The 23770-nt window shown below is 67.1% G+C and carries 23 protein-coding genes; 15 read left to right on the top strand and 8 right to left on the bottom strand.

Features of this window, described 5'->3' with window-relative positions:
- Positions 1 to 780 (bottom strand): hypothetical protein (locus tag VGV37_RS00515; protein WP_326877627.1); only part of this gene is annotated, 780 nt, incomplete at its 3' end.
- Between the two features lie 341 nt (positions 781 to 1121).
- Between VGV37_RS00515 and VGV37_RS00510 the strand changes: the two genes are divergently transcribed.
- The 5 genes from VGV37_RS00510 to VGV37_RS00490 all read left to right on the top strand — a co-directional run bounded on the left by VGV37_RS00510 (position 1122) and on the right by VGV37_RS00490 (position 6476).
- On the top strand, positions 1122 to 2066 hold the full coding sequence (locus tag VGV37_RS00510; RefSeq protein WP_326877626.1) for a hypothetical protein: 945 nt from the start codon (positions 1122 to 1124) through the stop codon (positions 2064 to 2066).
- A 114-nt stretch (positions 2067 to 2180) separates the two neighbouring features.
- Complete coding sequence (locus VGV37_RS00505; protein ID WP_326877625.1) at positions 2181 to 3233, top strand: phosphotransferase; 1053 nt, start codon at positions 2181 to 2183, stop codon at positions 3231 to 3233.
- Positions 3234 to 3243: 10 nt separating this feature from the next.
- Positions 3244 to 4473: an acyl-CoA dehydrogenase family protein gene (locus VGV37_RS00500; protein WP_326877624.1), complete on the top strand. Its 1230-nt coding sequence runs from the start codon at positions 3244 to 3246 to the stop codon at positions 4471 to 4473.
- An 8-nt stretch (positions 4474 to 4481) separates the two neighbouring features.
- Complete coding sequence (locus VGV37_RS00495) at positions 4482 to 4961, top strand: DUF2147 domain-containing protein (RefSeq protein WP_326877623.1); 480 nt, start codon at positions 4482 to 4484, stop codon at positions 4959 to 4961.
- A gap of 210 nt (positions 4962 to 5171) precedes the next feature.
- A complete protein-coding gene (locus VGV37_RS00490; protein WP_326877622.1) occupies positions 5172 to 6476 on the top strand; it encodes a sensor histidine kinase in 1305 nt (434 codons plus the stop codon).
- A 2-nt stretch (positions 6477 to 6478) separates the two neighbouring features.
- Here the strand turns inward: VGV37_RS00490 and VGV37_RS00485 are convergent, their stop codons facing one another.
- Both VGV37_RS00485 and VGV37_RS00480 read right to left on the bottom strand, forming a co-directional pair.
- Positions 6479 to 7459: a zinc-dependent alcohol dehydrogenase family protein gene (locus VGV37_RS00485; protein ID WP_326877621.1), complete on the bottom strand. Its 981-nt coding sequence runs from the start codon at positions 7457 to 7459 to the stop codon at positions 6479 to 6481.
- Positions 7460 to 7526: 67 nt separating this feature from the next.
- The gene (locus VGV37_RS00480; RefSeq protein ID WP_326877620.1) at positions 7527 to 8477 is read right to left on the bottom strand and encodes a 3-hydroxyacyl-CoA dehydrogenase NAD-binding domain-containing protein; all 951 of its coding nucleotides are present in this window, start codon (positions 8475 to 8477) and stop codon (positions 7527 to 7529) included.
- A 203-nt stretch (positions 8478 to 8680) separates the two neighbouring features.
- Between VGV37_RS00480 and VGV37_RS00475 the strand changes: the two genes are divergently transcribed.
- The 5 genes from VGV37_RS00475 to ftsY all read left to right on the top strand — a co-directional run bounded on the left by VGV37_RS00475 (position 8681) and on the right by ftsY (position 12902).
- Positions 8681 to 9463: an SDR family oxidoreductase gene (locus tag VGV37_RS00475; protein ID WP_326877619.1), complete on the top strand. Its 783-nt coding sequence runs from the start codon at positions 8681 to 8683 to the stop codon at positions 9461 to 9463.
- 68 nt (positions 9464 to 9531) lie between these two features.
- Complete coding sequence (locus VGV37_RS00470) at positions 9532 to 9825, top strand: DUF1244 domain-containing protein (RefSeq protein WP_326877618.1); 294 nt, start codon at positions 9532 to 9534, stop codon at positions 9823 to 9825.
- A gap of 65 nt (positions 9826 to 9890) precedes the next feature.
- Positions 9891 to 10727: a diaminopimelate epimerase gene (gene dapF, locus VGV37_RS00465; RefSeq protein ID WP_326877629.1), complete on the top strand. Its 837-nt coding sequence runs from the start codon at positions 9891 to 9893 to the stop codon at positions 10725 to 10727.
- Between the two features lie 10 nt (positions 10728 to 10737).
- The gene (gene mtaB / locus VGV37_RS00460) at positions 10738 to 11979 is read left to right on the top strand and encodes a tRNA (N(6)-L-threonylcarbamoyladenosine(37)-C(2))-methylthiotransferase MtaB (RefSeq protein ID WP_326877617.1); all 1242 of its coding nucleotides are present in this window, start codon (positions 10738 to 10740) and stop codon (positions 11977 to 11979) included.
- The gene (ftsY, locus tag VGV37_RS00455; RefSeq protein WP_326877616.1) at positions 11976 to 12902 is read left to right on the top strand and encodes a signal recognition particle-docking protein FtsY; all 927 of its coding nucleotides are present in this window, start codon (positions 11976 to 11978) and stop codon (positions 12900 to 12902) included. Before mtaB ends, ftsY begins: the two co-directional genes overlap by 4 nt.
- A gap of 27 nt (positions 12903 to 12929) precedes the next feature.
- On the opposite strand, the gene VGV37_RS00450 is transcribed toward ftsY, so the two are convergent.
- Positions 12930 to 13151 carry a hypothetical protein gene (locus VGV37_RS00450; protein ID WP_326877615.1) on the bottom strand — a complete coding sequence of 74 codons (222 nt, stop codon included), beginning with the start codon at positions 13149 to 13151 and terminating at the stop codon, positions 12930 to 12932.
- Between the two features lie 279 nt (positions 13152 to 13430).
- Here VGV37_RS00450 and VGV37_RS00445 point away from each other — a divergent pair, with 279 nt between their 5' ends.
- Together VGV37_RS00445 and VGV37_RS00440 are read left to right on the top strand one after the other, a co-directional pair.
- A complete protein-coding gene (locus tag VGV37_RS00445) occupies positions 13431 to 14567 on the top strand; it encodes a DUF2336 domain-containing protein (protein ID WP_326877614.1) in 1137 nt (378 codons plus the stop codon).
- A gap of 17 nt (positions 14568 to 14584) precedes the next feature.
- Positions 14585 to 16576, top strand: a complete 1992-nt coding sequence (locus VGV37_RS00440) for a PAS domain-containing sensor histidine kinase (RefSeq protein ID WP_326877613.1) — start codon at positions 14585 to 14587, stop codon at positions 16574 to 16576.
- Here VGV37_RS00440 and VGV37_RS00435 read toward each other — a convergent pair.
- Positions 16565 to 17761, bottom strand: a complete 1197-nt coding sequence (locus tag VGV37_RS00435) for a phosphoglycerate kinase (RefSeq protein WP_326877612.1) — start codon at positions 17759 to 17761, stop codon at positions 16565 to 16567. The two genes, VGV37_RS00440 and VGV37_RS00435, sit on opposite strands and share 12 nt — an antisense overlap.
- Positions 17762 to 17942: 181 nt before the next feature.
- Between VGV37_RS00435 and VGV37_RS00430 the strand changes: the two genes are divergently transcribed.
- Entirely contained in the window at positions 17943 to 18470 is a 528-nt protein-coding gene (locus VGV37_RS00430; protein WP_326877611.1) for a cold-shock protein, read from the top strand.
- A 19-nt stretch (positions 18471 to 18489) separates the two neighbouring features.
- The gene (locus VGV37_RS00425) at positions 18490 to 18966 is read left to right on the top strand and encodes a glutathione peroxidase (protein ID WP_326877610.1); all 477 of its coding nucleotides are present in this window, start codon (positions 18490 to 18492) and stop codon (positions 18964 to 18966) included.
- 4 nt (positions 18967 to 18970) lie between these two features.
- Here the strand turns inward: VGV37_RS00425 and VGV37_RS00420 are convergent, their stop codons facing one another.
- The 3 genes from VGV37_RS00420 to VGV37_RS00410 all read right to left on the bottom strand — a co-directional run bounded on the left by VGV37_RS00420 (position 18971) and on the right by VGV37_RS00410 (position 22733).
- On the bottom strand, positions 18971 to 19903 hold the full coding sequence (locus VGV37_RS00420) for a hypothetical protein (RefSeq protein WP_326877609.1): 933 nt from the start codon (positions 19901 to 19903) through the stop codon (positions 18971 to 18973).
- Positions 19904 to 20051: 148 nt separating this feature from the next.
- Positions 20052 to 21719 (bottom strand): adenylate/guanylate cyclase domain-containing protein, encoded by a 1668-nt coding sequence (locus tag VGV37_RS00415; RefSeq protein ID WP_326877608.1) that lies wholly within the window; start codon positions 21717 to 21719, stop codon positions 20052 to 20054.
- A gap of 81 nt (positions 21720 to 21800) precedes the next feature.
- Complete coding sequence (locus VGV37_RS00410; RefSeq protein WP_326877607.1) at positions 21801 to 22733, bottom strand: DMT family transporter; 933 nt, start codon at positions 22731 to 22733, stop codon at positions 21801 to 21803.
- A gap of 86 nt (positions 22734 to 22819) precedes the next feature.
- Between VGV37_RS00410 and VGV37_RS00405 the strand changes: the two genes are divergently transcribed.
- Positions 22820 to 23719 (top strand): LysR family transcriptional regulator, encoded by a 900-nt coding sequence (locus VGV37_RS00405; protein WP_326877606.1) that lies wholly within the window; start codon positions 22820 to 22822, stop codon positions 23717 to 23719.
- Positions 23720 to 23770: the final 51 nt, after the last annotated feature.

The raw sequence follows: 23770 nt of genomic DNA, 5'->3' as shown, positions 1-23770 counted from the left end.
TTGCTCCGGCACGCCGATCAGTGCTTCCGGCGTGTTGCCCTCGGTGAAATAGTTGAGCTGGCTGACCTGGCGCCGCAGCCCGATGTTGACCGTCATCAGGATCTGCTCGACCGGCGAATAGCCATAGACCTTGTGCGGCCGCGGATTGCGCGGCGCGTAGATCAGCTCGTCGGCGGTATAATCGACCGCCGGCACGCCCTTCAGCACCTGCTGGTAGGCCGGGTCCGGCGGCCGCGGCGTGCGCCCGTCCGGTCCCAAGAGCCGCTTGATCGTGGCGCCGTCGACCACCTCCAGGCCCCAGAGCGCGCCCGAGGCGGTGCGCCGGACATAGAGCGTCGGCGCATCGAGCACGAACAGGTCCTCCAGCAGCGGCCGCACCCAGGTGCCCCAGGGATGCTCTCGGTCCGGCGAACGCAGCAGGTCCTGGATCGCGGATATCCGCGGATCGTCCGAGGACCCGCCGCGCCGGGGCCGCACCGTCCAGTCGAGCGCTTCGATCTGGTCCTTGCGCGTCTCGATCACCAGGCGGACCAGATCGTAGGCGTCGGCCAAACCGCGCAGTTCCGCGAAGCCGGTGCCCTCGTCCTGGCGCGGCTGGAGCCGCAGATTATAGCCGACCGGATAGTCGAACTGCCGGCCCGCGGTCTCGGCCGGCGCCTCGGGCCGGAGCGGCTGCGACGGGCCGAACCAGGCGGGCGCCGTACCGGTCACCGCATAACGCAGGCCACCGACCACGCGCGCGAACAGGCCCGCCTCGGAAGGGCCGGGGGATGCTGCCATGAAGCAGGGTCCTTCTTGCTGGAAGCGCAAAACAAAAAGCCCGCCGCGGAGGGATCCGGGCGGGCGTCATGCGAGCGATGGGAAATCTATCTCAGATGTTTCGGAATCTGTAGAGAACAAAATGGGAACATTTTGCTGTGCCCCGGAAACAGGTTCGCATCGGTCAGCTATAGCCAGCGACCTGGCGGGCCGCTCAGTTCACTGCAAAGGGTTAAGCAACCATGACGACATCCAACATATAAATTCCGCACCCCAGGTCGCAGTCGTCATATATATCTGTGCATGTTCGCACGCCGGCCGAAAAATTCGGGCGCGTCCTCGGCATCCTAAAAGGAAACCCGATGTCTGACTTCAGCGTTCAGCGGCTTTCTGTCGGCCCCAACCTCCAGGCCAGGCAGGGACAAGGCACCGCCGCGAAGCCGGGTCCCTCAACGACCACCGCTCAGCAACGGCATCGGCTCGCGACAGCCGATGACCCGACCGACATCATCGCGACCAGCCCGGCCGCGAGCTTGGTGCTGGGCGCGCTCAATTCGCAGCTCTCTTCGGAATCCCAGAAGGATTTCGACGCCAAGCAGCTGAAGGCCGCCATTCAGCAGTTGCGCATTCTGCAGCTGCTGGGCATCGGCCTCGGGCCGGAAGAGCTGGCCAAGCAGACCACAGGCCTCGCGAAGCAGATCGCCAGCATTGCCAAAGACTATGCCGCGAACAGCGGCAGCGCGTTGCCGGGCGCGCCCACGCCGGCCGCCGCGGCGACGTCCGAAGCCGGTACGGCTGCGGCACAGGCGACCAGCGCGGCCGCGACCGGCGACGATCCGGCGAGCACCGCCAAGGCCGCGACCGATCAGGCATCCCAGGCGGCGAAGGCCGCAGCGGACAAGGCGGCCCAATCTGCGCAACAGGACGCGAAGACGGCCCCATCCGGTCCTGCCGCGGCGAACGTGCCGGCTGCGGCCTCTCCGGTTGCCGGGACCGCGGCCGGTTCCGGCAACGGCCAGGGCACTCCGCCGGATCCGGACCAGGCGGCGGCGGACAATCCGGGCGACTTCTTCAGCGAGGTCACGGCGGCGTTCAAGGAACTGAAGAAGCTGGAGACCAAGGCGCTGTCCCTGCTCAATCTTTCCCCGGACAAGCATAAGAAGGACGAGGCGAAGAAGCTCGGCGGCGAGTTCAACCAGGCGGCGGCGTCCACCGCGCAATCGGCCATTGCATCCGGCGCCAGCGGTGCGGAGATCGCGGCGCAATCGATCGATCTGTCGAAGGTGGCCATCAATATCTCTGCCTGAGATCTGCCTTTGCAACCGGCCTCGCGCCGCATGGACAAGTGCTGCGCGATCGGCCATCGTCCCCGGCGAACCTGAAGAACAAACGGCTGTTTGCCGCGGGCGAGGGGAGGCGACATGGCGCGATCGGGAGGCCTGGTCGGCCAGAATGAGACGACCGAGGTCCGGGCGGCGCACCGGCTGCCCGAGGCCGAGCTGGGCGCCTATCTCGACCGCGTGCTCGCGACCGGCCCGATCACGGCGATCAGGCAAATGTCGGTCGGGCAGTCGAACCCGACCTATCTGGTCGTGACGGCATCCGGCGAGTATATCCTGCGCAAGCAGCCGCCGGGGCCGCTGCTGAAATCGGCCCATGCGATCGATCGCGAGTACCGCATCATGGCGGCGCTGGCCGACACCGATGTGCCGGTGCCGCGCATGCTGCATTACGCGACAGACGCGAGCGTGATCGGCACGCCGTTCTACGTCATGGAGCGCCTGACCGGCCGGGTGTTCCGCACGGCGGCACTGCCCGAACTGCCGCCTTCAGAGCGGCGTGCCCATTACCATGCCATGGCCGCGGCGATGGTCGCCCTGCATCAGGTCGACCCGGTCGCGATCGGGCTCGGCGATTTCGGCAAGGCCGGCAATTATTATGCCCGCCAGATCCGCCGCTGGACCGATCAGTGGGCCCATTCCAAGACCCGCGAGAACCCGTCGATCGACGCGTTGTGCCGCTGGCTGCCCGACCATGTGCCGCCGGGCGACGAGGCGACGATCGCCCATGGAGACTTCAAGTTCGACAATCTGATGTTCCATCCGACGGAGCCGCGTGTGATTGCCATCCTCGACTGGGAATTGTCGACGCTCGGCCACCCCCTGGCCGATCTCGCCTTCAACTGCATCAGCTATCATGTGCCCGCCGGCGAGATGGGCGGCATCGCCGACCTTGATCTCGCGGCCGAGGGCATTCCCGGCCTCGACGAGCATGTCGCCGACTATTGCGCGCTCGCCGGGCGGACCGAAGGCATCACGGCCTTCCACCAGGCCTTCGCCATGTTCCGCCTGGCGGTCATCGTCGAAGGCGTGCTGGCGCGGGCCAAGCTCGGCAACGCGTCGAGCCCCGACGCCGAACGGGTCGGCGCGCGCGGGCTGCTGCTGGCCGACCGGGCCTGGGCCCTGGTTTCGTAGGAGAGGATCGATGGATTTCGAATTTTCCGAGACGTCGCAGGCGATCCAGGCCCGTCTCAAGGGTTTCATGGCCGAGCATGTCGCCTCGCGCGATCCGGAATGGCAGCAGGTGGTCGAGCGGGACGGCATCTTTCCGCCGCCGTTCATCGACGAGTTGAAAGCCAAGGCGCGCGCCGCCGGCCTGTGGAACCTGTTCCTGCCGCACCTGAATGATGACGAGCCAGGCACGCGGCTGTCGAACATGGATTACGCACCATGTGCGGAGATCATGGGCCGCTACATGTGGGCGTCGGAAGTGTTCAACTGCAGCGCCCCCGATACCGGCAACATGGAAGTGCTGCATATGTTCGGCACGCCCGAGCAGAAGCGGGACTGGCTGGTGCCGCTGCTCGACGGCCGGATCCGGTCCGCCTTTGCCATGACCGAACCGGACGTGGCTTCATCGGACGCGACCAACGTGCGCACCACGATCCGGCGCGAGGGCGACGAATATGTCGTCGACGGGCGCAAATGGTTCATCACCAACGCGGCCGATCCGCGCTGCAAGATCCTGATATTGCTGGGTCTGTCGAACCCGGATCGGCCGGAGAGCCATCGCCGGCATTCCATGGTGCTGGTGCCGATGGACACGCCCGGCGTCGAGGTCGTGCGCAACCCGACCATCATGCACCACCTGGCGCACGAAGGGCATTGCGAGATGCGCTTCACCAACGTGCGCGTGCCGGTCGCGAATCTGGTCCACCAGGAGGGTGAGGGTTTCGCCATCGCCCAGGCCCGGCTCGGCCCCGGCCGCATCCACCATTGCATGCGCTCGCTCGGTCAATGCGAGCTGGCGCTCGAACTGATGGTCGAGCGGGCCGGGCGCCGCAAGACCTTTGGCAGCCTGCTGCGGGACCATGGAACGGTCGCCGAATGGATCGCGTTGTCCCGGTTGGAAATCGAGCAGGCGCGGCTCTTGGTGCTGAAAGCGGCCTGGCTCATAGACAAGTATGGCACCAAGGGTGCCCGCAAAGAGGTCGGTCTGATCAAGGTGATCGTGCCCCGCATCCAGACGGCGATCTGCAACCGGGCGATCCAGACCTTCGGCGCTGCCGGGCTGACGCCGGACACACCCTTGCCGGCACTCTGGACCTGGGGCCGGGCGCTGCAGATCATCGACGGCCCGGACGAGGTCCATCTGCGGACCATCGCCCGCCTGGAAGTCAAGGAACAGGCCGCGCGGCGGCCGAAGGCACAATGAAGGAGGCGATGATTCGCAAATCGATCCTGGGACTGGCGCTGCTCATCGGCGCCGGTGCTTTCCTGTCGGCGATGCCGGCGCGGGCGGGCGGCGACGACATTACCGGCTGGTGGTTCGACCAGACCCAGCGCGCCGGTATCCTGATCGCGCCCTGCGGCCAGCAGCTGTGCGGCAAGATCGCCTGGCTGCGCGAGCCGCTGGATCCGGCCGGCAAGCCCAAACTCGACAACGAAAATCCCGACGCGAAGCTCAAGACGCGGACGCTGTGCCAATTGCCGATGATCGGTGGCTTCAACAAGACCGGCCAGGGCGAATGGGAAGATGGCTGGATCTACAATCCCGAGGACGGCGATACCTACAAGTCGCGCATGGTCCTGCAGGACGACGGCAACCTGCGCGTCCGTGGTTTCATCGGTGTGCCGTGGCTGGGCAAGAGCCAGGTCTGGTCGCGCCCGCCTACGGCGTTGACCGAGTGCATGCCGGCCTGAAGCCACCCGGTCTGCTCAATCCGCAGGCCCATTGGTTTTCGACCCCTGGAGGAAAAGTGAATTGTGTTTCCCGTTCTGCGGGCGGTACAATTCGGCTGCTTGTTGAATCTCACCGCGCGACCAGCTGGTTTCCGGCGATCGGATGGGCCGCCACTTTCTTGCGCGAAGGCGACGGCCTGCCGGATGGCGCGCTTTGGTGGAGGGACGGACATGTTCTCCCAAGCGCTCGACTGGCTGTTTTCCACCGACGGTTTCCTGCCCCACGAGTTCTGCCTGACCGGCGACGGGCGGGTCGCGGCCCTCAACCTCATTTCGGACCTGGCGATCGCCGCCGCTTATTTCTCGATCCCGGTGTTCCTGGTGATCCTGGTGCTTCGCCGCCGGGACATCACCATCCCCGGCACCTTCCTGCTGTTCTCGGCCTTCATCCTGTTGTGCGGCTTCACCCACGTGATCGAGGTGGTGACCTATTGGAAACCGGTCTATGTCCTGCAAGGCATGACCAAGGCGGCGACGGCGTTCGCCTCGCTTGCCACCGCCTTCACGCTATGGCCGCTGCTGCCGCGCCTGTTGGCGGCGGCCAGTCCCATGCAGTTGCGCGATGCGAACCTGTTCCTGGCGGAGGAACTTCGGAGCCATGCCGAGATCGAGACCGGACTCGTACGCTTCAACGCCGAGCTGGAACGTCACGTCGCGGAACGGACGGCCGATCTGACGCGGATCAATGCCGAGCTGGAGGCGGAGATCGCCGAAAATCGGCGGATCGCCCGCGAACTGGCGCTCGCGCGCGATCAGGCCGAGCAGGCGAGCAAGGTCAAGTCGATGTTCCTGGCGGCGATGAGCCACGACCTGCGGACGCCGCTGAATGCCATCATCGGCTTTTCCGACACGATCCTGTGCGAGGCCTTCGGCCCGCTCGGCCATCCCCGGTACCTCGGCTATGTCGAGGACATCCACCGCAGCGGCAATCTGCTGTTGAGCCTGATCAACAACATCCTCGACCTGTCGAAGATCGAGGCGGGCAAGCGCGAGATCGCGCCGGGCAAGCTCGATGCCGCGGCGCTGACCCGGGCCTGCCTGCGCCTGGTCCGGTCGGAGATCGAGACCAAGCGGCTGAGTGTCGAGGTATCGGTCGATCCATCGGTCGAGATCGAGGCCGACGATCTGGCGTTCCGCCAGGTGCTGCTCAATCTCCTGTCGAACGCCATCAAGTTCACCCCGCGCGAGGGTCAGCTTGCGATCCGCGTCCGGCCCGCTCCCGGCGGCGGTGCCCTGGTCGAAGTGGCCGATACGGGGATCGGCATGAGCGACGATTGCCTGCATGACGCGCTGGAGCCGTTCGGCAAGCTGGGCGCGATGACGGCCCGGCGTGAAGGCGCGGGTTCGGGGCTGGGCCTGTCCATCGTCGCCCGGTTGATGGGATTGCATGGCGGCAGCTTCGCGATCGACAGTGCACCGGGCAAGGGAACGACCGCGCGGCTGGTCTTTCCACCGGCCGCGCGTCGCGTCGCCTGAGGTCAGCCGACCAGGATGATCTTTCCGGTGCGGCCCGGCCGTTCGGAATGGACGATCGCGGCCTGGACGTCGGCCAGGTCGTATTCCGCCTCGACCGGCGGCACGAGCTGCCCGCTCGCCAGCAGCTTGCCGATCTCGCCGAGCGTCTTGTCCCGCGTCTCGCGGGTCGCGGTGCGGAACCAATCGGTCAGCCAGAAACCCTTGACGGTCAGGCCGCGGAAGATCAGCCGCCCGGCATCGAGCGGGATCGGCTGCATCGACAGGGCGCCATAGACCACGAGGGTGGCGCCGAAACCCAATGCGGTGGCGAGCTTGCCGCCGGTCTCGCCCGCGACCGCATCGACCGCCTTGGTGATCGGGGTCTTGCCGGCGATCTCGGTGAAGCGGGCGGCGAGGTCCTCGTCCTCGGTCACCACGACATGTTCGGCGCCTGCCGCCTTCAGCGCCTCGACGCCGCCGCGGCTGCGGATGACGTTGATCAGGTTGACGCCGTTCAGCTTCGCCAACTGGATCATCAATTGGCCGAGCGTCGAGCCGGCGGCAGTCTGCACGACCCAGTCACCGGCCTTGGCATCCAGCAGGTCGAACAGCAGCAGATGCGCGGTCAGGGGATTGGCCAGCATCTGGCAGGCGATCTTGTCGGGCAGCCCCTCGGGCGTCGCCATCAGCGCCTTGGCCGGCGCGATGATCGCCTCCTGCCAGGTGCCTTCGATGCCCAGCGGGATGACCCGCTGGCCGACCTGCCAGCCGGTGACGCCCGGACCGACCGCGTCGATCGTGCCGGCCGCCTCATAGCCGGGCGTCGCCGGCAGCTTCGGGCGGCGGCCATATTGGCCGCGCACGGTCAGCACGTCGGACGGGTTGATCGATCGCGCGCCCAGCCTGACGCGCACCTGGCCTTCGCCCGGCTCCGGCGCCGGCACGTCCTCCAGGGTCAGCACGTCGGACGGTTCGCCGAAGCGATTGAAGATGAGGCTGCGCATGAAGGCTCCTTTTGTCGGAAGTTTGCCTGACCATCATTCCCCGTGTCCGCGGGAATGGCGGGAAAATCTATTTTCCTTCGACCAGGCGGCGGGCCTCCAGAACCCGGACCAGGAACTCGTCGCGGCGGCGAGCCAATTCCTCGACCGACCGGCCGTCGGCTTCCGCCGCGACACCTTCGATGATCTGTGCCTGCAGTTCCGATGTCAGGGTCGGATGACCCAGGTGCGGCCACCAGCCAGAGACGGCCGGCGCCAGGTGATCCATGTAGTGCGCCATGCCGCCGGCGCCACCGGCCAGATGAAAGGTCAGGTGCGGTCCCATCAATGCCCAGCGCAGGCCGGGGCCTTCGCTGATCGCGGCATCGACGTCGGCGACCGTGGCGACACCTTCCGCCACCAGATGCACCGCCTCGCGCCACAATGCCGACTGAAGCCGGTTCGCCAGATGGCCCGGCACCTCCTTGCGGATTTCGATCGGATGCTTGCCGATCGAGCGATAGAAGTGCATCGCGCGGTCGATCGCCCAGCGTGCGGATTTCAGGCCGCCGACCACTTCGACCAGCGGAACGATGTGCGGCGGGTTGAACGGATGGCCGATGACGCAGCGCTCGGGATAGGTGCAAGCCTCCTGCAGCCGGCTGATCAACAAGCCGGACGAAGAGGACGCGATGATGATTTCGCGGGGCAGCGCCGCCGACAGATGCTCCAGCAGCTCGAGCTTGATCTCATAGCGCTCCGGTGCGCTCTCCTGCACGAAATCGGCGCCGTCGGTCGCCGCGACCGGATCGCTGAAGAAGCGCCAGCGGTCGGGCGAGGCGTCCGGCGCCAGACCCAGCCGTTCCAGCGTGCCCCAGGCGCCGTCGATGATGCGGCGGGCGGCGTCCTCGCCGTCGGGGGCCGGATCGGCCAAGGTGACGTCCAGGCCACGCGCCATGAAATAGGCGGCCCAACTGGCCCCGATCGTGCCGCCGCCGATGCAGGCGACGCGTCGGATCTGCTGCTCGCTCGCCTCGACCATGGCCGCTTCCTCCTCGATGCTCGCGTGTCGTCCCCGATGATCGGGGGCGCCGCACCGGCTGTCAAATCGGGAGACGCCAAAACGGGTGGCACCTGTTGCGCGTCATGAGCCCCAGAGGCTAGCATCACCAAACAAACGAGCGGTCGGCCCACGGAGCCGTCGCCGATCAGGATCCAGGAAACCTCCGAAGGAAGCCCCGTCCCATGTCGACCGTTCCCTCGCTTTTCGACCTTACCGGCAAGACCGCCCTCGTCACCGGTTCGTCGCGCGGCATCGGCCGCGCCATTGCGGTCGAACTGGCGCGGCATGGCGCGCGGGTCACCGTTTCCAGCCGCAAGGTCGACGCCTGCCATGAGGTCGTGGCGGAAATCCAGGCGGAAGGCGGCACGGCGATCGCGATCGGCGCCAACATCAACGACAAGGTGCAATTGCAGGCATTGGTCGACGGCACGGTCGCGGCCCATGGCCCGGTCGACATCCTGGTGTGCAACGCTGCGGTCAACCCGTACTACGGCCCGGTCTCCGGCATCGGCGACGATGCCTGGGACAAGATCATGAACGCGAACGTGCGCTCGAACCTGTGGCTGTCCCAGATGGTGGCGCCCGGCATGATCGGGAAGGGCGACGGCTCGATCATTTTCCTGAGCTCGATCGCCGGCCTGCGCGGCTCGCCGGTCATCGGCGCTTATGGCGTGTCCAAGGCGGCCGACATGCATCTGGCGCGCAACCTGGCGCTCGACTGGGGCAAGCAGGGCATCCGCGTCAACACGATCGCGCCGGGCCTGGTCAAGACCGACTTTGCCAAGGCGCTGTGGGACGATCCGGCGACCTTGAAGAACGTGCTGAACGCCTCGCCGCTGGGCCGCATCGGCGATCCGCGCGACATCGCCGGCGCCGCGGTGTTCCTGGCCTCCAAGGCCGGCTATTTCATGACCGGCGAGACGATCGTCGTCGATGGTGGAGCCATGGTCGGCGGAAGTCTCTAAGCACATCCGCTCTGAGCGCCCATATATGCTCCGACGCGGTCGACGGCGTCTGATCGAAGGGAATCCCGATGGACGACAAGACGAAGACCGAACTCGAGGCGGCGACGTTCCGTCGTTTGGTGGCGCATCTGCAGGAACGCACCGACGTGCAGAACATCGACCTGATGAATCTGGCCGGCTTCTGCCGCAACTGCCTGTCGCGCTGGTATCGCGAGGCGGCAGAGGAGCAGGGCATCACCGTACCGGATCCGGCGGCGCGCGAAATCGTCTACGGCATGCCGTACGACGAGTGGAAGGCGAAGCACCAGCGCGACGCGAAGCCCGAACAGAAAGCCGCGTTCGACAAGCTGCATAAGCTCTAAGGTCGGGACCGATCCGCGCCGGGCACGGGTGGACAGGCGATCGGGCGGCATCCTATATGATCCTTATGGAAACCGTACCGTTCGCCAAGATGCATGGGCTGGGCAACGACTTCGTCGTGATCGACGGACGCGTGCGCCCGATCCGCGTGTCCGAGGCGGCGGCGCAGGCGATCGGCGATCGCCACACCGGCGTCGGATTTGACCAGTTGATCGTGCTGGAGCCGCCGCAATCGGCCGGCGCCGACGTATTCATGCGCATCCTCAATGCCGACGGCAGCGAGTCCGGCGCCTGCGGCAACGCTACGCGCTGCATCGTTTCCAAGGTGCTGGACGAAAGCGGCCGCGACCGGATCGTGGTCGAGACCATCTCCGGCCTGCTGCCGGCCAACCGTGCGGGCGGGGAGATCACCGTCGACATGGGACCGGCGCGGCTTGACTGGCAGGCGGTGCCGCTGGCCCAGGCCATCGATACGCTCGCGGTGCCGATCGGGCTCGACGGCCTGGGCGACGCCACCTGCTGCTCCATGGGCAATCCGCACGCGACCTTCTTCGTGCCCGATCTCGACGCGGTCGACATGGCGCGGCTCGGGTCCATTCTCGAACATCACGCGATCTTTCCGGCTCGCGCCAACATCGGCTTCGCCCAGGTCGTCTCGCCCGGCCGCATCCGTCTTCAGGTCTGGGAGCGCGGCGCCGGCCTGACGCTCGCCTGCGGCAGCGGCGCCTGCGCCACCCTCGTCGCGGCCGCGCGGCGCGGGCTGACCGGGCGTAAGGCGGAGATCCTGGTGAAGCACGGGCGCCTGACCATCGAATGGCGCGAGGACGGCCATGTGCTGATGACCGGGCCGGTCGCGACCAGCTTCACCGGCACGCTCGACCCGTCGCTGTTCGACGCGGCCTGATCCGCCCGACATGGCAGGCCTGGAACTCCTGACCTTCGGCTGTCGGCTCAACATCTACGAGTCCGAGGTCATGCGTCGGCTGGCCGGCGAGGCGGGCCTGACGGACGCGGTCATCGTCAATACCTGCGCCGTGACGGCCGAGGCTGAGCGCCAGGCGCGCCAGGCGATCCGCCGCGCCCATCGCCGCCGGCCCGATGCGCCTATCATCGTGACCGGCTGTGCCGCGCAACTGCATCCAGACCGTTTCGCCGCGATGCCCGAGGTCGCCCGCGTGCTGGGCAACGGCGAGAAGCTGACGGCGGCCGGCTGGGCCGCCGATGCCGCCCCGCTGCTGGTCGGCGACGTCCAGGCCCTGGCCGAAACGGCGAGCCACCTGCTCGACGGTTTCGACGGCCATGCCCGCGGCTTCCTACAGGTGCAGCAGGGCTGCGACCATCGCTGCACCTTCTGCGTCATCCCCTTGGCGCGCGGACCGAACCGGTCCGTGCCGGTCGGCGAGATCGTCGCCCAGGCGCGCCGGCTGGTCGATGGCGGCTATCGTGAGCTGGTGCTGACCGGCGTCGACCTGACCGCCTATGGCGCCGACCTGCCGGGCAAGCCGTCGCTGGGGCAGATGGCGCGGCGCCTGCTGGCCCTGGTGCCGGACCTGCCGCGCCTGCGCCTGTCGTCGCTCGACCCGGTCGAAATCGACGAGGATCTGTGGTGCCTGATCGCCGACGAGCCGCGGCTGATGCCGCATCTGCACCTGTCGGTCCAGGCCGGTGACGATCTGGTGCTGAAGCGCATGAAGCGACGTCACGCCCGCGCCGATGTGCTGGCGGTCACGGCGCGCGCCCGGTCGCTGCGTCCCGGCGTGGCGCTGGGCGCCGACCTGATTGCCGGATTTCCGACCGAGACCGAGGACGCGTTCCAGCGCACGCTCGATCTGGTCGACGAGGCCGGGCTGACCCATCTGCACGTCTTCCCCTATAGTGCGCGGGAGGAAACGCCGGCCGCGCGCATGCCGCCGGTGCCGGGCGAGCAGGTCAAGGATCGCGCGGCGCGGCTTCGCGCCAGGGGCGCGGTGGCGAGCCGGGAATTTCTCGCGGCCCAGGTCGGGACCATCGCGGAGGTCTTGATGGAACGGGGTGGGATCGGCCATACCGCGCATTACGCGCCGCTGCGGCCCGACCGGCCGGTCGATGTGGGTGCCTTGTTCCGGGCGCGGGTGACCGCAGTCGAAGGTGATGAGTTGATGGGAGAGGTCGAGTGAGCGAAGGCGGCGGTTGGCTGCAACGGCTGAAGCGGGGCCTCGGCCGGTCTTCCGCCAAGCTCGGCGAAGGCATCACCGGCATCTTCGCGCGCCGGCGGCTCGACGACGAGACACTCGACGAACTCGAGGAACTGCTGATCCAGGCCGACATGGGCATGGCGATCGCGACCGAGGTGACCGGCCGTCTGCGCAAGACGCGCTTCGGTCAGGAGGTCTCGCCCGAAGAGGTCCGCGCCTCCCTGGCCGAGGTCATCGTCGAGCTGATCGAGCCGATCGCCAAGCCGCTCAAGATCGATCGCGCGCTGAAGCCGCACGTGATCCTGGTCGTGGGTGTGAACGGCAGCGGCAAGACCACGACGATCGGCAAGCTGGCCAAGCAATATCGCGATGCCGGCATGGCCGTGCATCTGGCGGCGGGCGACACGTTCCGCGCGGCTGCGGTCGAGCAGCTGAAGATCTGGGCCGACCGGACCGGCTGCCCGATCACGACGCGGCCGACCGGCGCCGACGCCGCCGGGTTGGCGCTGGACGCGCTCCAGGCGGCCCGCGCCGAGGGTGCCGACGTGCTGCTGATCGACACGGCCGGTCGGCTGCAGAATCGCACGGACCTGATGGCCGAGTTGCAGAAGGTCGTGCGCGTGCTGAAAAAGGGCGATCCGGCGGCTCCGCACAGCGTGTTGCTGGTGCTCGATGCCACGGTCGGCCAGAATGCCCATGCTCAGGCCGAGATCTTCCGCGAGCTGGTCGGCGTGACCGGCATCGTCATGACCAAGCTGGACGGCACGGCGCGCGGCGGCGTGCTGGTCAGCCTGGCCGAACGCTACGGCATCCCGGTGCACGCCATCGGCGTCGGTGAAACGGCGGAAGACCTGCGCCCGTTCGAGGCGTCGTCCTTCGCACGCAGCTTGGTCGGGCTGAGTTAAGGTCTCAAGCTCCCAGCTTGATTGGCCTCAAGCGTAGAGATCGACAACCTTGCCGCGGCGCTGGTCGTTCTGTTCGGACTTGCTGCCGGTATCGTTCTTCGACTCGCGGGAGTTGCCGCCCTTGTCGTTCGCGGTCACGGCGATGGCCGGCACCGGCACGGAGGAGCCCTGGGCGACCTGGACCTGCGCCGGCAGCACGGTCGGCTGCGGCGGAGGGGGCGGGATCGCGTTGGACAGGGCGATCGACATCGGAAAATCCTAGTTGGGCTACGAGCACTCTACCACCAATCGGCCACGACGAGAAGTGCTTGGCGACCTCGCGACTTTGCGGTTGCAACGGATATGTCAATCGCCGGCGAAATTCGTTCGTTTAACACTTTCTCAAGACGCCAGATCGGATATTGTATTGACGAACGAGGCAGATGAATTTGCGTTGAATGCCGGACAAGTTACGAGACCTGGTATCACTGGTGCTCACGTTCGTTTCAGGATTGGCGCTGCCATCGGCCAATCCTTCAGGGGATCGTAATGTCGAAGGTTGAGCGGGACGATCTCGAGTATCTGTTCGATCTGGCGCGGGACAAGACCGTCGCCGGGCGACGCATGCTGGTTGCGACCATCGGCGACCTGTTCTTCTCGCAGCATGACGTACTGAGCGACCGCGAACGGTCGCTGATGACGGAAATCCTGCGCCAGCTGATCCACGACGTCGAGGTCTCCGTGCGCCGGGCGCTGGCCGAACGGCTGTCGGAGCAGCCGCGGGCGCCGCACGACCTGGTCATCGCGCTGGCGAACGACGACATCGAGGTGGCCCACCCGCTGCTGGTCAACAGCGACGTGCTGCAGGATCTCGAACTGATCGAGATCATCCGCAACCGCACGCTCGAGCATCAGTTGGCGATCGGCATCCGCAAGTCCGTGTCCGAGGAAGTTTCCGAGGCGCTGATCGCGACGGACAGCGTCGACGTCATCAAGACCCTGCTCGAAAATCACAACGCCAAGATCTCGCAGCGGACGATGGAATATCTGGTCGAGCAGTCGCAGCGCGTCGATACCTACCAGAATCCGCTGCTGCGCCGGCCCGACCTCGATACGACGCTCGCGAAGCGGATGTATTGGTGGGTTTCGGCAGCGCTCCGGACCTACATTCTCGATCGCTATGAAATCGATCCGGGCGAACTCGACGAGACGATGGAATCCACCGTCAAGGCCCTGACCGAGAACGGCGACGATCATCGGCCGAAGGCAGTCGAGTTGGCGGACGAACTGGCCGAGCGCCAGGAAATCACGCCGGCGCTGATCGTGAAGACGCTGCGCGAAGGCGAGGTGGCGCTGTTTGCCGCTTTGTTCGGGAAATATACCGGCATCCGCCTGCAACTGGTGCAACGCATGCTGTTCGAGCCGGGCGGCGAGGGATTGGCGATCGCCTGCAAGGGCAGCGGGATCGACAAGTCGACCTTCGCCTCGATCTATGTGCTGACCCGCAAGGCGCGCGGTCGCGATACGGTCAATCACCTGGCCGATATGGCCGGCATCCTGGGTCTCTACGACCGGATCAAGGACGACGCGGCGGGCATGCTGTTGAAGAAATGGCAGCGCGATCCGAATTTCCTCCGGGCCATCTGGCAGATCGAACAGCCGCAACGCGCGCCGACGCGGCACTGACGTCGAGGGGAGCGAATGTGTCGTCTCTTCCGATCGCCGAGAGGCCGCAGCTGACGACCTCGGCCGAGCCGGTCGCCGCCACAGCCGAATATTCGGGTATGCTCGATCCGCGGTGCCGGCTCATCCTCGACGTGGTCGGGCTGGATTTCCTCGGCCGCGGCGGCGGTATCCTCATCAGCGATGCCGCAGGCCGGGCGCTGTGGAGCAATCTGGCCTGGCGCGACTTCACCCAGCGTATCGGCGGCGATGCCGGCGCGCCCCCGCTGCTGCCCTGGCCGTTGGCCGAGGTCGTCGCGGGGCTGGCGCGCGGGGCGACCCATCTGCGCGAAGACCAGGTCGAGACACCGACCGGTCGGGAAACTGTCCGCTCGGAGCATTGGGGTGCCTTCCTGCCCGACGGGACGCTGGTCGGCATCGCGACCGCGGTCGAGGAATCGTCGTTGACCGGTCGTCTGCGCCAACAGCTGGCCGCGGCGGAAGACCGGCTCGACGACGTCGCCCGCCTGGTTTCCGACTGGATCTGGGAAACCGGATCGGATCTGGTGCTGACCGCGGTCTCTTCGCGGGTCAACGAGCTTCTGGGCTTCCATCCGCGCGAACTGATCGGCCGCAACCTGCTCGATCTCGGTCGCTTCGTGGACGAGCAGGGCGAGATGGCGCCGAGCGCGCTCGACCCGTTCCAGCCCCGCCCGTTCCGCGACAAGCCGTTCCTGATGCGCCATGCGAACGGCACCGAACGGCAATGCCGTATGGCCGGCCTGCCGGTGTTCGATCCGGCCGACGGTCGCTTTCGCGGCTATCGCGGTACCAACCGCGACGTGACGGCAGAAGCGATGGCGCTGGGCATGGTGGCGCAGTCGCGCACCCAGCTGACCCAGGCGATCGACAGCATCTCGGAAGGTTTCGCGCTGTTCGACAGCGACGAGCGGCTGCTGCTGTGCAACCAGCGCTTCCTTGCGATGTATCCGCTCAGCGCGCGCCGGATCCATGCCGGCGAGAGTTTTCACGACATCGTCAGCACCTCGCTCGCCTGCGGAGACATGCACGAAAACGAGATCGCAGAGCGACTGCTGGCCGTGACGCTGACCGAGCGGGCGACGATGATGTCGGCGATCGAATACCAGATGGCCGACGGTCGATGGATCCGGGCCACCGACCGGATCACGGCCGACGGGTCGATCGTCGGCATCCGCACCGACATCACCGAATTGAAACGTCGCGAGAGCGCGCTGTTCGAGGCGAAGGAAGTGGCCGAAAGCGCCAACCGCGCCAAGTCGGAATTCCTGGCCAACATCAGCCACGAACTGCGTACGCCCTTGAACGCGATCATCGGCTTTTCCGAACTGATCATCGCGGAGACGATGGGGCCGATCGCCAAGCCCTACCGCGAATACTTGCAGGACGTGCTGAACAGCGGCCGCCACCTGTTGGAACTCATCAACGACATCCTCGACCTGGCCAAGGCCGAGGCCGGCCAGCTCGACCTCAACGAGGAAGCGCTGGATCTCAAGAGCGTGATCGACGGTGTGGTGCGCCTGATGCGGGAACGCGCGATGCGCAGCGGCCTGCGGTTGGTGGCCGAAGTGGCGGACGGGCTCGCGCCGCTGCGCGCGGATCCCCGCAAACTGCGGCAGATCCTGCTGAACCTGATCTCGAACGCCGTCAAGTTCACGCCGGCCGGCGGCTCGGTCCGGGTCGAGGCCGAGCGCGCACCGGACGGCGACCTGCTGATGCGCGTGATCGATACCGGCATCGGCATCGCGGCCGAGGATATCGCGATCGCCCTCAAGCCGTTCGGCCAGGTCGACGGTACCTTGAGCCGAAAATACGAGGGCACGGGCCTCGGCCTGCCGCTGACCCGCGCCATGGTCGAACTGCACAACGGGCAGATCCTGATCGAAAGCGAAATCGACCAGGGCACCACGGTCACGATCCGGCTGCCGTCGGACCGGTTCGACCTCCTGGAGGACGAGGCGATCGAACAGCCGCCCTCGCTGTCAGGCAGTTAGTGCCTTCACTCCTGGCAATTCCCGGCCCTCGAGCCATTCGAGGAAGGCGCCACCGGCGGTCGAGACATAGCTGAGCTTGTCGATCACGCCGGCATGGGACATGGCCGAGACCGTGTCGCCGCCGCCCGCGACCGCCAGCAGCTTCCTGGCCGCGACCAGCCGGGCCACTTCCCGGGCGATCGCGTTCGTCCCGGCATCGAACGGCGGAAATTCGAACGCGCCGACCGGGCCGTTCCACACCAGGGTCTTCGCCCCTTCCAGCTTGGCGACGATGGTCGCGACCGTCTTGGGTCCGGCATCAAGGATCATCTGGTCGGCCGGCACCTGGCCGATCGGAACGGTCGTCGTGTCCTGTCCGACCGCCAGCTTGGCGGCCACGACCGCATCTTCGGGCAGCACGATGGTGCAGCCGGCCTTGCGGGCGGCGCCGAAGAGGGCCTGCGCCGTTTCCAGCATGTCGCGCTCTACCAGCGACTTGCCGACCTCGACCCCCTGGGCCAGCAGCATGGTATTGGCCATGGCGCCGCCGATGATCAGCAGGTCGACCTTGCTGACCAGCGAGTTCAGCAGATCGAGCTTGGTCGAGACCTTGGAGCCGCCGACGATGGCAGCCACCGGGCGCTCGGGCTTCTCCAGCGCCGCCGACAGCGCCTCCAATTCGGCCTGCATCAGCAATCCAGCCGCGTTCGGCAGCAGGTGGGCCAGCGCCTCGGTCGAGGCATGGGCGCGATGGGCGGCGGAGAAGGCATCGTTGACGTAGAAGTCGCCGAGCTTGGCCAGGGCCGAGGCGAAGCCCGGGTCGTTGATCTCTTCGCCCGGATGGAAGCGCAGGTTTTCCAGCAGCGCCACATCGCCGTCCCGGAGGTCGGCGACGACCTTCTCCGCGGCCGGCCCGATGCAATCCTCGGCGAAGGCGACCGTGCGGCCGCCGAGCGCCGCCGACAGCGGCGCCACGAGTTGGCGGAGCGAGGCTTCCGGTGTGGGCTTGCCCTTCGGCCGGCCGAAATGGGACAGCAGCACGACCCGGCCGCCGGCCTTGACCAGCGCCTCGATGGTCGGGACCAGCCGCTCGATACGCGTGGCGTCCGTAACCTTGCCGTCCTGCATCGGGACGTTGAGATCGACCCGCACGAGCACGCGCTTGCCCGCCACCTCGAGCTGATCCAGCGTCTTGTATGCGGCCATGGTGTCTCTCTCCCGGGGGCGAATGAAATGTCGGCTGGATCGTTGCCATAGGGCGCGGGCCCGCCTCGTGTCAACGGTCGGCGCGGCTTCCGGTTCGCCTCGGCCCGGTCGTTTTCAAGGCTGCCCAGGAATGCTAGGCTTTCGGCTCTGGCGATGCGGACCGGCGAAGGCGGCGAATTTCATGGGCGACTCTCAGGGGCCGCGGAGCGGCTCGGGCAACGGCGATCCGCGTCGATTGACGACAACGGTCAAATGGTTCAATCGGACCAAGGGGTTCGGTTTCGTGACCCCAGCCGATGGGACCGGCGACGTGTTCCTGCCGGCCGCCGTGCTGGGCCACGCCGGACACGACGAGATTGCCGAGGGTGCCACCATCGTCTGCGACGTGATCCAGGGACCCAGGGGGTTGGCGGTCGCGGCCATCCTGTCGGTCGACGAGACGAGTGCCGTCCCCCGGGCACCGCGCGGCGGCGGGTACGATCGCGGGCCGGCGGGTCCGACCGAGGAACTCGACGGCACGGTCAAATGGTTCGACGAGGTCAAAGGCTTCGGCTTCATCTCGGCCAGCGACGGCGGCAAGGACGTCTTCGTCCATGGTACGGTCCTGCGCCGCTCGGGCCTGGGCACGCTCGAAACCGGCCAACTGGTCAAGATGCAGGTCAAGGCGGCGCCGCGCGGCCGCGAGGCGACGTCGGTCGAACTGCTCTGAACGAGGCGAAGGAATGTCCATGGACGCTTTTGATTTCGCATTCACGTCGATCGACGGCAGGCCGATGCCGCTCGATGCCTACCGGGGCAAGGTGCTGCTGGTGGTGAATGTCGCCTCCTTCTGCGGCCTCACCCCGCAATATGAGGGGCTGGAGACGTTGTCGAAACAGTATCGCGACCAGGGGCTGGTCGTGATCGGGGTGCCGGCGAATGATTTCGGGGCGCAGGAGCCGGGCACCGAAGCCGAGATCCACAGTTTCTGCACGACCAGGTTCGCAGTCGATTTTCCGATGACGTCGAAGGTGCCTGTGGTCGGCCCGGCCGCCCACCCGTTCTATGAACGGGTAGTGGCGGAGCTGGGTGCCGACGCGGCACCGAAATGGAATTTCCACAAATACCTGGTCGGCCGCGATGGAAAAGTCACGAGCTTCGGCTCGCGCACGGCACCCGATGCGCCGGAACTGCTCGGGGCGATCGAGGCGGCGCTGAAGGGCTGAGCGGCTATTTCAGACCGACGACCGGCTCGCCGTAGAAACGCCGCCTGGACGCGGCGGAGACGCCGAAGGCGATCTCCATCATCAGGCGTGGCGTAGCGCGTGGCGCCGTGCCCATGTGAAAGCCGAACGGATCCTCGGCAAAGCCATAGCCGGCCTCGCCCATGACCGACAGGACATTCCGGGCACCATAGGCGGCGACCACTTCATCGGTCGGCTGGCCGACGAGCAGGGTCAGTTGGTGCCTCCACAGCCGCTGGCGATGGCTGCCGCGAATATAGACGTGCGGCCCGGCCCGTTCGTCTACGTCGGTCAGGTAGAAGAAGAATTTCAGCGTCTGCCAATCGTCGAGATCGAAATGGAACCGGTCCTGCGAGGCCAGGTGCAGGTCCTCCTCGCGCGGCCGGGTCGGGAAGCTCCACCACAGCCGCGCCGCAGCCAGCCGGACCCGGGGACCCAGATAAGCCGCGGCTACGGCGTGCAGCAGAGGGTCCTGCCGGACGGTCGTCATGGCGGGGCATTGCTCGACCCGGTCGAAATAATGACCGGTCAGCAGAGGACGGCCGAACTGCTGCTCGGCGGCACCATGGTCGGGCGCCAGGAATTCCAGCCGCCGGTCCATGTTGCCGTAGCACGGCGTGGCCAGGGCGAAGTCGTGGATTTCCCGTGTGATCGCTTCGGGCAGGTCGAGGGCCGGCCGGATGCCGTCGGTCCGCACCGTCGTGGCGATGGCGGCGGCATCGCGCGTGGCGAAGATCGTGCGCTCGACGGTGGGGATGGGGGCTGGGACCGCACGGAACCGCCGGTAGGCGCGTCGGACCGGCATGACCCGGCCAAGGGCGAACATGACCAGCCATTCCGGATTGTCGACCGCGTCGGCGAAATAGGTCGGGATGCGCGTCGCGATGCGGCGCAGGCGGGCAAAGGACCGGCGCTTCACCGGAACCGTGATCGGAGCTCGAACCTCGGTGTCTTCCATAGCACCGCCGTCACGTTGAGGGGGAACCGGGTTTTGACCCTATCCGGAGAGTATGTTGCGCTGCAATGACGCAGGCCCGCCGCCGCCCGAATCCTTTTTTGGATTGCCGCTAGCCCGCCAGATCGCTGCCCAGCGGAATGCTGCGGATCGTCAGTGGCTGCACGCGCCCTCGCACCATGATCTCCATGGCGGGGAAACGGTCGAGGTCGGCGGCGGCATGGCGCGCCACCTCCTCCGACACGATCAGTTGCACGCCCGCTTCCTTTGTCATGGTTTCGAGCCGGCTCGCGGTATTGACGGCATCGCCGATCGCGGTCACCGACACGGTCTGGCCGAAGCCCATTTCGCCGACGATGGCCGGACCCGCGTGAATGCCGATGCCGATCCTGAGCGGGCTCGCCAGGTCGGCGCTCAGCACCTGGTTCAGGTGGACCAGCCGCTCGGACATGGCCGCTGCCGCGGCCAGCGCCGCGCGGCAGCCGGCCTCGATGCCGCTCTCGACTCCGAACAAGGCCATGATGCCATCGCCGATGAACTTGTCGACCCGGCCGCCGGCTCCCTCGATGGCGCGACCCATCTCCTCGAAATAGCGGTTCAGCAGAAACACCACGTCGTACGGCAGCTTGGTCTCGGCCAATTCGGTGAAAGAGCGGATGTCGGCAAACAGGATCGCGATCTCGCGCTCGCTGCCGGTCATGTGGCGGGACTGGACCTGCTTGTCGCCGACGCCGACGGTCGGCATCAGTAGCGGCGTCACGGTGAGGTCGCCCGACGGGCGCAGCTGACAGGCCAGGCGAACGTTGGGTGCCGCGGCGACCCGATGCAACACCTTCATCTCGAGATCCGACAGCTCCGGTAGCGCGCTCGCCGGGGCTACGACACGCACCCGGCAGGTCGAGCAGCGCCCGCGTCCGCCGCAGACCGACGCATGGGGTATCCGCGCCATGCGGCTGACCTCGAGGACGCTCGTGCCGAACAGGGCCTCGATGCGTCGACCGTCCGGATAGCTGACCCGGAACGTGCCGCGCCGGCGCTGCCATTGCCGCCGCACCAGGCGCAGGGCAAGCACGGCCAGGATCAGCACCGCCATGGTGCCGCGCATCCAGGCTACCAGATGTTCCAGATGGGCGATGGCCTCGGGCGTCAGGGCGTGATGGGCGATCTGGCGCGCACGCCATTCGGGATCCCGGGCCATCTCGGCGACCTCGCGACCGCCCTCCAGGAAACCCAGCACCGCCAGCACGGGCACCAGGACCGTCAGCGCGAACAGCGACGTCTTCAGTTCCGGATACCAGGGCCTGAGCCGCAGCGAATAGTTGACCCCGATCGAGCCGTGGATCCAGGCGGCGATCAGCAGCACGATCTGCAGCACGCCGCTCGAAGGGCTCAGCGTGAAGAACTTCAGCAACTCGGCGCGATAGGTGTCGTCACCGTCATAGAGATCGTAGCTGAGCCGGGTCGAAGCCAGATGCTGGGCCAGCAGGAAGGGAATGAGGAAACCCAGGCAGAGCTGGGCTGCTTCCGTGCCGGGCATCCGGAGCGACCGCCGCCGGTACAACGCCAGCAGGGCCAGGGAAATATGCAGCAGCAGCGCGCCATAGAGCACGATCGTGCCCGGCAGGCTCTCCCAGATCTGCTCGACCACGTCGAGCATCGCCTGCATCGCCTCGACCGAAACCAACCCCAGCGCATGGTTGATCAAATGGATCGAGACATAGGTGAATAGGGTCAGCCCGCTGTAGAGCCGTGCCTTGTTGACGAGCTGCGGGTTGAGCACGGGAACGGGCATTCCTTGCGGGGATGAGTGGCGCGATGCCAGAAGGACTCGGCGCCATGGCATTTTCTGCCCCAAGAAATATCACGCACCTTCGCTCGCGGCCACCACGAGTGCCGGCTGCGCCCGCCGCCCCTCCTGGCGCAACCCGAGCAGCACCGCCGCCAGGATCGACATCCCGCCGGCGATGCCGCCCAGGGAGGGCCGATCGCCCAGCAGCAGGATGCCGAACGCCGCGCCGAACAGCGGTTCGAGGCCCATCAGGAAGGCGACGCGGGTCGGGCTGGTGGCGCGGACCATATGGGTCTGTACGAAGAAGGCGAAGCCGGTGCAGATCCCCGCGAGGAACACCAGCGAGGTGAGGAACGGTCCGTCGAGCGGGATCGTCCAGGGCTCCGGTGTCGGCAGGGATAGATTGACGGTCGCAGTCAGCGCGGCGACGGTCGCCAGTTGCACGAGCGTGAGCGCGCCCGACGACAAATCCTGCCGGCCGAGGGTCCAGCGCTTGGTCGCCGTCACCATCAGCGCCCGGCAGACTGCCGCCGCCAGGATCAGCAGGTCGCCCGAGCGCAGACCTTCCGCGCCCGCGCCGGTCAACAGCGCTGCACCTGCCATATAAAGGATCGCCAAGCCGAAGATTGCCGGATCCGGCCGCTGCCGCGTCAGCAGGCCGTCGACGAGCGGCGTGAACAGCACGCACAGGCTGATCAGCAGGGCGGCATTCGAGGCCGAGGTATATTTCACGCCATAGGTCTCGAGCGTGAAGATCAGGAACAGAATCGCCCCCATCTGCGCGCCGATCCGAAGATGGATCCCAGGCCGTGCGATGAGTGCGCGACCGGCGAACGGGGCGAGGCCGAGGCTGGTCAGCGCGAAGCGCAGCGCCAGGAAGGTCAGCACCCCGTCGGAGCGCAGCGCCACCTTGGTGGCGCCGTAGCTGCCGCCCCAGGCGATCGCAACGGCGAGCAGACAAAGATCCGTGGCCAGACGACGGGATGGGCGGAGGTGCTGAGGCATCGGCGGGCTCGGGAACGATGGAAGATTGCCCAGGCATAGGCGGTGATTTAAAATAAGAAAAATTAATCCTCGTTATGGATTGAATCATGAGAACTAATATCACAGTGACCCAGCTGCAATGCCTGGCCGCCGTCGTGGAGAGCGGCGGCTTCACTGCGGCGGCGGCGAGCCTGCATCTGAGCCAATCGGCCGTCAGCCAGGCGGTGGCGGCGCTCGAAGCGGGGTTGGGCCTGCCGTTGCTGGTGCGCGGCAAGGACCGGGCGGTGCCGACCCGGGCCGGCGCTGCGGCGCACCGCGAGGCGCTGGCCGCACTGGCGGCGCTCGACCGGCTCCAGGCCTGCGGTGGGCGCGGCACGGATCTCGCGGGCGCGCGACTGCGCATCGGCGGCGTGCAGAGCGCCACCGTCCGGCTGCTGCCCCAATGGATCAAGCCGTTCCAGGCGCGCTACCCCAAGGTCACGGTCACCCTGCACGAGGGCACAGACGGCGAGGTCCGCGACTGGGTGCTGGCCGGCGCGGTCGACCTGGGCATCACCAGCCGCAGCCATGCTGATCTCGACCGCCAGGCGGTGGCCGAGGACGAATATGTCGTGGTGGCTGCAGCCGCCGACCCTCTTGCTGCACGCCGGCGCATCCGCTTGGCGGCACTCGACGGCCTGCCGATGATCCTGTCCGGCGGCGGGTGCGAGACCATGATCGAAGAACTGCTGGCGGCCGCCGACAGCGCGCCCGACGTGCGCTTCATGGTGCGCGACAACACGACGCTCGCGGCCATGGTGCGCGAGGGGTTGGGCTTCACCATCATGCCGGAACTGGCGCTGCCGGAGGATCGCGGCGGCCTGGCGATCCTCCGGCTCGATCCGGTGCTGCATCGCACGCTGTGGTGTGTGAGCCGCCCGGGGGCGCTGGGCGCGGCGGGGCAGGCGTTCCTCGATCACGTCCCGCTGCGGGCGCTCGCGACTTTCGGTCGCGCGGAGCCGGCGTGACGGGAAGGTTCCCAAGGCCGAAGCTTTCTGCTAACCCGGCAGCCACGCGTA

Origin of the sequence: Aliidongia sp., assembly GCF_035943795.1 — a bacterium.
Taxonomy (GTDB): domain Bacteria; phylum Pseudomonadota; class Alphaproteobacteria; order ATCC43930; family CGMCC-115725; genus Aliidongia.
The sequence above is the reverse complement of the archived record's forward strand: the minus strand, read 5'-3'. Positions and strand labels throughout refer to the sequence as shown.

What these genes read in the sequence shown, in the direction of transcription:
- VGV37_RS00510 (WP_326877626.1), top strand. Translation starts at nt 1,122, where the DNA reads ATGTCTGACTTCAGCGTTCAGCGGCTTTCTGTCGGCCCCAACCTCCAG.
- VGV37_RS00485 (WP_326877621.1), bottom strand. Translation starts at nt 7,459, where the DNA reads ATGCGCAGCCTCATCTTCAATCGCTTCGGCGAACCGTCCGACGTGCTG.
- VGV37_RS00490 (WP_326877622.1), top strand. Translation starts at nt 5,172, where the DNA reads ATGTTCTCCCAAGCGCTCGACTGGCTGTTTTCCACCGACGGTTTCCTG.
- VGV37_RS00430 (WP_326877611.1), top strand. Translation starts at nt 17,943, where the DNA reads ATGGGCGACTCTCAGGGGCCGCGGAGCGGCTCGGGCAACGGCGATCCG.
- VGV37_RS00505 (WP_326877625.1), top strand. Translation starts at nt 2,181, where the DNA reads ATGGCGCGATCGGGAGGCCTGGTCGGCCAGAATGAGACGACCGAGGTC.
- VGV37_RS00495 (WP_326877623.1), top strand. Translation starts at nt 4,482, where the DNA reads ATGATTCGCAAATCGATCCTGGGACTGGCGCTGCTCATCGGCGCCGGT.
- mtaB (WP_326877617.1), top strand. Translation starts at nt 10,738, where the DNA reads ATGGCAGGCCTGGAACTCCTGACCTTCGGCTGTCGGCTCAACATCTAC.
- VGV37_RS00475 (WP_326877619.1), top strand. Translation starts at nt 8,681, where the DNA reads ATGTCGACCGTTCCCTCGCTTTTCGACCTTACCGGCAAGACCGCCCTC.
- VGV37_RS00435 (WP_326877612.1), bottom strand. Translation starts at nt 17,761, where the DNA reads ATGGCCGCATACAAGACGCTGGATCAGCTCGAGGTGGCGGGCAAGCGC.
- VGV37_RS00405 (WP_326877606.1), top strand. Translation starts at nt 22,820, where the DNA reads ATGAGAACTAATATCACAGTGACCCAGCTGCAATGCCTGGCCGCCGTC.
- VGV37_RS00410 (WP_326877607.1), bottom strand. Translation starts at nt 22,733, where the DNA reads ATGCCTCAGCACCTCCGCCCATCCCGTCGTCTGGCCACGGATCTTTGT.
- VGV37_RS00445 (WP_326877614.1), top strand. Translation starts at nt 13,431, where the DNA reads ATGTCGAAGGTTGAGCGGGACGATCTCGAGTATCTGTTCGATCTGGCG.
- VGV37_RS00500 (WP_326877624.1), top strand. Translation starts at nt 3,244, where the DNA reads ATGGATTTCGAATTTTCCGAGACGTCGCAGGCGATCCAGGCCCGTCTC.
- VGV37_RS00480 (WP_326877620.1), bottom strand. Translation starts at nt 8,477, where the DNA reads ATGGTCGAGGCGAGCGAGCAGCAGATCCGACGCGTCGCCTGCATCGGC.
- dapF (WP_326877629.1), top strand. Translation starts at nt 9,891, where the DNA reads ATGGAAACCGTACCGTTCGCCAAGATGCATGGGCTGGGCAACGACTTC.
- VGV37_RS00425 (WP_326877610.1), top strand. Translation starts at nt 18,490, where the DNA reads ATGGACGCTTTTGATTTCGCATTCACGTCGATCGACGGCAGGCCGATG.
- VGV37_RS00470 (WP_326877618.1), top strand. Translation starts at nt 9,532, where the DNA reads ATGGACGACAAGACGAAGACCGAACTCGAGGCGGCGACGTTCCGTCGT.
- VGV37_RS00450 (WP_326877615.1), bottom strand. Translation starts at nt 13,151, where the DNA reads ATGTCGATCGCCCTGTCCAACGCGATCCCGCCCCCTCCGCCGCAGCCG.